Here is a 6,493-nt window from a genome sequence, read left to right on the forward strand (position 1 = left end):
CGTGGAAGTTCCACCGGCATGGAATCGAAAAGGTGCGATCATGGCCGATGACATGGCAAACCTCTTCCGGCGTCTGACGGCAGGCGTGTATGTGATCGGCGTCGCGCATGGCGATCTTCGGAATGCGTTCACGGCGAGCTCGGTGATGCAGGTCTCGTTCAGTCCGCTGCTCGTCGCGCTCTGCATCAACCCGGAGCATGCGTCTTATCCGATTCTAAGCAGCGGCCGCGCGTTCTCAATCAACGTGTTGCGAGCGGATCAGCAGGCATTGGCCGAGCACTTCGGCACGCAATCGGGACGCACGGTCGACAAGCTGTCGTCGACGTCATGGCGTGCCGGTCTGACGGGCGCGCCCCTGCTGCAAGACGCGCTTGCCTATTTCGACTGCCAGGTCATCAGCGAGGCCGAGGCCGGGGATCATCGGCTGATGCTCGGACGAGTGGTCGATGGCGCCGTGCTCGATGCGAACGGCCAGCCGTTGCTGTATTCGGCGACCGGCAATCTCGATCACAGCGCCGAACTCTATGCGAAGGCGTTTTGCGAACCGAGGTAGGCAGTGCCGCCGCACCGCGATACGCAAGCTAGCTCACTCCGGCGCGGTCTCCACGTCGGCCGCCGACCCGCTTATGCTCGACACGCCGCGCTCTATGCTCATGCGGCTCGCCATGCGCTCGAGCTTCGCCTGATCTTTCGGATGCGTGCGTACGCTGGATGTCCTGGTCGCGAAAGAAGATGACCTTGTGCTTGAGCCCGAGGCACCGTGACGTCCGGAAGAAAGCGAGTCACGCATACGGCACGCAGAACGAACCAGCACCGTTCGCGAATCGAGCGGTCGATTTCGGCCAGAGTGTAGGCGGCAAACGCAAGAACCGAACATCCGGCTTCGGATGAATTAAAACGATATTGGGGAGACCCGTCACGCATGAGCATGCAGGCGCGCACTATCGAGGGAAGACATGGCGACACGAACCTATGTCAGGACGCAAGACCAGACGCTGCGTCGAGCACGATCGAATGCCGAAAAGCCCGCGGCGGCCCTTCCTCAGCTCGAGCGCCAGACACCCGAACTCCTTCGATTGCAACGTGCGCTCGGCAATCAGGCGGTCAACCGGCTGCTGTGCGAGGCGCAATCCGGCATCACGATACAGCGCAAGGAGCCGCAGGCCGAAAGCCCGGCTCCCGCCAACGATGCCAAAGCAACAACGACTCCAGCCCCGAATTCACCAGCGCCTGCTAAAAAGACCTCGACGCCGATGAAGATCAAGGCGAGCTACGAAGAGTTGCCGGGTGCGTCGAGCACGGGGGCCGAACGCAGCAAGGCGGAGAACGCGCTCTGGTTCAACCCGCTGACCATCGCGTCGCTGTCGCCGTCCGTCGATGAAGTCTCGGTGTCGAAAGGCGTAACGCGTGGAGGCGGTCAGTTGATAGAGACCTACAACGCGCCGCTCAACGAAAACCCGGCCGAGGGCACCGGCATGATCTCGGCGCAGCTTCAGTATGCGAAGGATGTCAACAAGAGCTACAGCATCAAGGTCAGCGGCCTGAAGGGCAAGCAGGCGACGGACGCGCAGTTCGAAGCCAAGAAGTTCGTCGCGGAGAGAATCAAGACGTTCGGCGACTTTGAAGAGATCCAGCAGCAGGCGTCGGCGCACATGGAAGAGAAGTTTCCCGGCTCGCAGACGGAGATCACGGTCTCCAGCGACCAGAAAGTCATGAGCGATGCGGGCCGCAGCAAGTTCTTCTACAAGGCGCGCGCGACGCCGACCATCCTGCTCGAAGTGCCCGTCACGCCCGTCGCGGAAAAAACCATCCACAGTGGCAGCACGACGACCAAGTCGCAGGGTTCGGAGAGCCAGCAGGAAACGCACAAGGACAACGAGAGCGAGAAGGTCGACACCACGAGAACGAAGACCGATCAGGAACGCCACGGCGAGTCGTCGGTCGAGAAGGTGCAGCAGGAGTACAACGAAGCTGTCGTGAAAACGCTCGACGATATGGTCACCAACGTGACGACCGTGCATGACAAGGTGAAGTCGGAACTGGTGCAGAAGACGGTTTCATCGTTCAAGTATCACGATCAGGATGCGTGGGAAACGCATCGCGTCGAAGGACACTTCACCGACTATACGAAGAACGTGAAGGGCTACACCGAGAGCGGCGACAAGGAGAAAAGGAACTGGGCATGGTGGCTGCAAAAAGGCGTGAACATCATTCAGCAAGTTACCGATATACCCTTCATCTCGGACATCCCGAAGATCGGCAAGTATGTGCGAAAGGTCAAAGGATGGGGCATTGCGCTCGATCTCATCGATAAGGTCGCCGGTACGTTCGCCGAGACGGGCAAGGTCAAGTACACCGACAGCAAGGAAGACACGACGGTCCACGAGAAGGGCGGCACGAAAGACGATACATCGGGCAAGCGCACCCGAGACGTCACCGGCGACGCCACGTCCACCACGACCGCCAACCTCGAACAGTCGTTCGACAGCACGACCAAAACGGAATGGAACCGTCACATGAGCGAGGCGACCGACACGAAGAAGTCGTTCTCCAGCGTCACGAGCAAGGATTCCTCGGGCGGCTCCAGTAGTTCTTCCACGGACGATTCCACCTACGACCGAAACAAGCAGAGTAGCGGCGGCTCGGACAAGAAGAAGCAAAATCAGAGCATGACCACGACGATGAACTACGACGTGAGCGCCAAGGAAACCTATACGAAACCGTATCTGAAGGCGACCGTGGTGGACGGCGACGGCGAGGTCAGCGCGACTCCGTTCACCGCCACCAAGCCGGCCGAAACCGAAGGCAAATAGCCGCATCGAAGAGGCAGACCGTCGCCGTTTCTACGTCTTTTGGTCTTTTCGTCTTTATCGCGCCCAGCGAAGAAGAGGGCGCAGGCCCGAGTTGTCCCACCCGGCGGCGGACCGCGCTTGCGCTTTCGATGTATCGATGTCGATGACCGAGCCCGGCCAGCTTCGGTCGTCCGACCCGTGGGACCGTCATGAGCAATCCTGTCAGGGTTGTCGCGTTACCAGACGCGCACATGCCGGAACCAGACAGAGCAGCACCGCCAACACCCAGAAGGCTGCAGGCAATCCTATCGCCTTGGCGATGAAGCCCACGCCCGCCGGCCCGGCGAGATGCCCGGCGTAACCCGTCGTCGTAATCGCCGAAACCGCGAGGGTCGATGGCATTGCGCGCTGCGACCCGGCGCGCCGGAACAGCACCGGCACGACATTCGATGCGCCGAGACCGATCAGTACGAATCCGCCCATCGCGAGCGCGACGGCCGGTGCAGTCAGAAGCACCACGAAACCCGCGGTCGCGAGCAGTCCTCCCCAAAACATCATCGCGCGGTCGCCGATGCGCGCGGTGAGCGCGTCGCCGCCCAGGCGGCCGGCGGTCATTGCGATCGAAAAGAACATGTAGCCTAGTCCTCCTTGCGCGGGGGAAACCAGCTCCGTGCCGGTGATCAGTAATGCACTCCAGTCGAGCAATGCGCCTTCGACCAGAAAAGTGATCGCTGCCAGGCCGGCAAGCACCAGCACAATGCCGTGCGGCAAGGCAAACAGTGGATCGCCCTTCGCGTGGGTCGACACGAGCAGACGAGAGCGCGCCGTCGCAATGACGACGAGCATCAGAACGGCGCATGGCAGCGTGCTTGCAAACGTCCCGATGCGCAGCGAAAGCAGAAAGGTCATCACGGTTGAGCCGATGAATCCGCCGACGCTGAACAGCGCATGAAATCCCGACATCAAAGGCCGGCCTTCCGCGCGCTCGACATCGACCGCGTGGATGTTCATCGCGACATCGAGCGAGCCGAGGAATGCGCCAAACGCGAGCAGTGCAATACCCAGCGTGAGCGGCGTATCAACGAGAGTCAGCACAGGCAGAACGACGGCCAACCCCGAGCCGCCGGCTACGATGATCGGCTTGCTGCCGTATCGCGCACTGAGCGCGCCGGTGACCAGCATCGCGATGACTGAACCAAGGCCGATACACAGGAGCAGGACGCCGAGCACGCCGTCATCGACGCCGAGCCGCTGTTTGGCGAAGGGAACGAGCGGCGCCCAGCACGCCACGCCAAAACCGGCCACGAGAAATGCAAGACGGGTGGCCAGTCGGGCTGCCGGCAGGCCCGGAGCTATTGCGTCAGGCTCCGAGAGAGTCGATCGCATGTTCATGGACTCTGCGGCTCCTGGGCCGCCACGACGGACGTGCCGGCTTTCGAGAGGGCCACACGCTCTTCGTGCGGCAGGTCATATTCGACGACCACACATTCGATCTCATTGATGGCTGCCACCTTGTAGGGTGCGCGCGTGTCGAACTTCTCGGTGAGTGCCAGTACCACGCTGTGCTCGCTGGACGCCAGGACGGCGCGCTTGAAAGTCGCGTCAGCGAGGTCGAACGCGCTGATCCCGCTCCTGGACGACATCGCGCAGGACCCGATGAAGCACCGGTCGATATTCATTTGCATGACGTTCTGCACGGCGTTCGCATCAACGCATCCGCCGACCGCTGGATCGACCGATCCGCCAATCACGATGAGATGAATGTCGGGTCGACGCAGCACCGCAGCGGCGATGTCGACCGAATTGGTCGCGACCGTGATGTCGAAATCTTCGGGCAACACGTCGACAAGCGCGAGATTGGTGCTGCCACTATCGAGAAACAGAAGTTCCCCGCGCTGGATCAGCGGCAGGGCCGCACGCGCCAGTTCCGACTTTTGCTCCATGGCTTTTTCAATGCGGCTTGCCATTGGCGCCGAAGCGGGAGTAATCGGCAGCGCCCCGCCGTAGACCCTCCGGCAGCGGCCTGCGGCCGCCAGAGCGCGGAGGTCGCGGCGGATGGCGTCTTCGGAAACCTCAAATTCAACGGCCAGGGCGGCCGCCACAACGGGTTTGCCTTGGGCGAGGCGATTCGCGATCTCGTCGCGTCTGGCGAGGGGGATTTCTTCGTTCATGCCGCATCATATCGTGTACAAACAAGAATGTAAACGTGAATAAACGTGCATATCAGCGTATGATGCGCCGTATCGTGCTCACGTTTTCGCACGATTTCGCTGGGTTTGGGACGCTGCGACTGAATACTGTTCGAGAAATGAATGGGAGCTACAACATGAGTACCGTTGACAGCACAAAGCTGATCTACGTGATGGGGCCCTCGGGCGCGGGCAAGGACTCGTTACTCGCCTTCGCACGTGCTCGCGTCGGCGCGCGCGTCATGTTCGCGCATCGCTACATAACACGCGAGGTCGCGGACGGCGAAAACCATATCTCCCTCTCACAAGGCGAGTTCACTTCGCGACTTGCCCATGGGCTTTTTGCGATGCATTGGGACAGTTACGGGATGCGGTACGGCATCGGAATCGAGTTGGAAGCATGGCTCGCACGCGGCATGCCGGCCGTCGTGAACGGCTCACGGCAACATGCGGCAACCGTGTTGAAGCATTATCCCGATGCACGCTTTATTCACATCGATGCGGCACTGCCGGTTCTGGCCGCACGGCTCGCACGACGCGGGCGCGAGGATGCTGCTCAGATCGAGGCGCGTCTCGCGCGTCGACCGGCGTTCAAACTGCCTTCGCGTGCACGCGTGGTGAAGATTGACAATTCGGGCGTACTGGCAGATGCAGGCACGCAGCTTATCGACGCGTTCGCACTTGTTGAGTGTGGCTAGGCTTTCCGAGCGCGTGTGAGACGCTCCGGATCCAGCGATCTCACTGATTGGCCGTTCTCCAGGCTTAAGCAGCCGTACTTTTCACGCGTGTAGAAGGACTACCGTGGGTCGGGACGGGGACCAGTCGCCAGCCTGGGTCCGGCGGAGATGGAATGGACACCGCCGTGATGACTCACGAAGCCTTGAAGGTGCTTGCGGAGAAAGGAGCGCCAGCCCGTTCCTGAGACTGGCGCCCCGGCCTTTATCGAGCCAGGTAGAAATCCATGGGGATAAGCTCGACGGCCCATCCGCCTTCTTCGCCCAGCGTGGCGGCCGGGTGCATGGACGCGATGCGCAACGCGTCGTTGAGGCTATCTGCTTCGATGATAAAAAGGCCGCCCACGACTTCCTTCGACTCGGTGTAAGGCCCATCGGTGACGTGCGTTTTGCCACTGCGCGGGCGAAGTGTCCTCCAGTGGTCCAGGTCGCCGAGCGACGCGGATAGCAGAACCTTGCCGGTAGCGCGCATCTTCTCGTCCAATGAGGGGCATTGGCTCAACAATTCCTTGACGTCGTCCGGCGGCATCGCGGCGAATTTTTCAGGCGTGAAGTAGGCCAGGCCGAGGTATTTCATGGGAGATCCTTTGGGTGTGTATGCGCTGACGACGAAGCTGATGATCGGAAATCGACAATGCTCCGGAAAATTTTGTGGCAGGTCTCGCCAACGAGTCGGTTTCGCCGCCGCCGCGGGACGAGATCGGCCCAGACTGTGTCAAAACCCATTTTTGGAGCGCTAGAATTTCGCTATCCAATGTTGGGGGTTGCGCAAAATGAA

6 protein-coding genes are annotated in these 6,493 nt (G+C 61.0%); 3 read left to right on the forward strand and 3 right to left on the reverse strand.

The window, feature by feature from the left end:
- Positions 1 to 40: 40 nt before the first annotated feature.
- Both AWB78_RS26665 and AWB78_RS26670 read left to right on the forward strand, forming a co-directional pair.
- Positions 41 to 553, forward strand: coding sequence for a flavin reductase family protein (locus tag AWB78_RS26665; RefSeq protein ID WP_062608961.1), 513 nt, complete (start codon positions 41 to 43; stop codon positions 551 to 553).
- Positions 554 to 956: 403 nt separating this feature from the next.
- Positions 957 to 2,813: a hypothetical protein gene (locus AWB78_RS26670; protein ID WP_157697627.1), complete on the forward strand. Its 1,857-nt coding sequence runs from the start codon at positions 957 to 959 to the stop codon at positions 2,811 to 2,813.
- Between the two features lie 201 nt (positions 2,814 to 3,014).
- Here AWB78_RS26670 and AWB78_RS26675 read toward each other — a convergent pair whose 3' ends face one another.
- Together AWB78_RS26675 and AWB78_RS26680 are read right to left on the reverse strand one after the other, a co-directional pair.
- Positions 3,015 to 4,184, reverse strand: a complete 1,170-nt coding sequence (locus tag AWB78_RS26675; RefSeq protein ID WP_062608963.1) for an MFS transporter — start codon at positions 4,182 to 4,184, stop codon at positions 3,015 to 3,017.
- Positions 4,181 to 4,963, reverse strand: a complete 783-nt coding sequence (locus AWB78_RS26680; RefSeq protein WP_062608964.1) for a DeoR/GlpR family DNA-binding transcription regulator — start codon at positions 4,961 to 4,963, stop codon at positions 4,181 to 4,183. The genes AWB78_RS26675 and AWB78_RS26680 overlap by 4 nt, the downstream gene beginning before the upstream one ends.
- 155 nt (positions 4,964 to 5,118) lie before the next feature.
- On the opposite strand from AWB78_RS26680, the gene phnN reads away from it, so the two are divergent.
- Complete coding sequence (phnN, locus tag AWB78_RS26685; RefSeq protein ID WP_062608977.1) at positions 5,119 to 5,679, forward strand: phosphonate metabolism protein/1,5-bisphosphokinase (PRPP-forming) PhnN; 561 nt, start codon at positions 5,119 to 5,121, stop codon at positions 5,677 to 5,679.
- 241 nt (positions 5,680 to 5,920) lie between these two features.
- Here the strand turns inward: phnN and AWB78_RS26690 are convergent, their stop codons facing one another.
- The gene (locus AWB78_RS26690; protein WP_062608965.1) at positions 5,921 to 6,292 is read right to left on the reverse strand and encodes a YciI family protein; all 372 of its coding nucleotides are present in this window, start codon (positions 6,290 to 6,292) and stop codon (positions 5,921 to 5,923) included.
- Positions 6,293 to 6,493: the final 201 nt, after the last annotated feature.

It is taken from the genome of Caballeronia calidae, from assembly GCF_900044055.2.
In the GTDB taxonomy this organism is placed as follows: Bacteria; Pseudomonadota; Gammaproteobacteria; order Burkholderiales; family Burkholderiaceae; genus Caballeronia; species Caballeronia calidae.

Bases quoted from the DNA above. Each gene is read 5' to 3' on its own strand.
- AWB78_RS26665 (WP_062608961.1), top strand. From the start codon at position 41: ATGGCCGATGACATGGCAAACCTCTTCCGGCGTCTGACGGCAGGCGTG.
- AWB78_RS26670 (WP_157697627.1), top strand. From the start codon at position 957: ATGGCGACACGAACCTATGTCAGGACGCAAGACCAGACGCTGCGTCGA.
- AWB78_RS26675 (WP_062608963.1), bottom strand. From the start codon at position 4,184: ATGAACATGCGATCGACTCTCTCGGAGCCTGACGCAATAGCTCCGGGC.
- AWB78_RS26680 (WP_062608964.1), bottom strand. From the start codon at position 4,963: ATGAACGAAGAAATCCCCCTCGCCAGACGCGACGAGATCGCGAATCGC.
- phnN (WP_062608977.1), top strand. From the start codon at position 5,119: ATGAGTACCGTTGACAGCACAAAGCTGATCTACGTGATGGGGCCCTCG.
- AWB78_RS26690 (WP_062608965.1), bottom strand. From the start codon at position 6,292: ATGAAATACCTCGGCCTGGCCTACTTCACGCCTGAAAAATTCGCCGCG.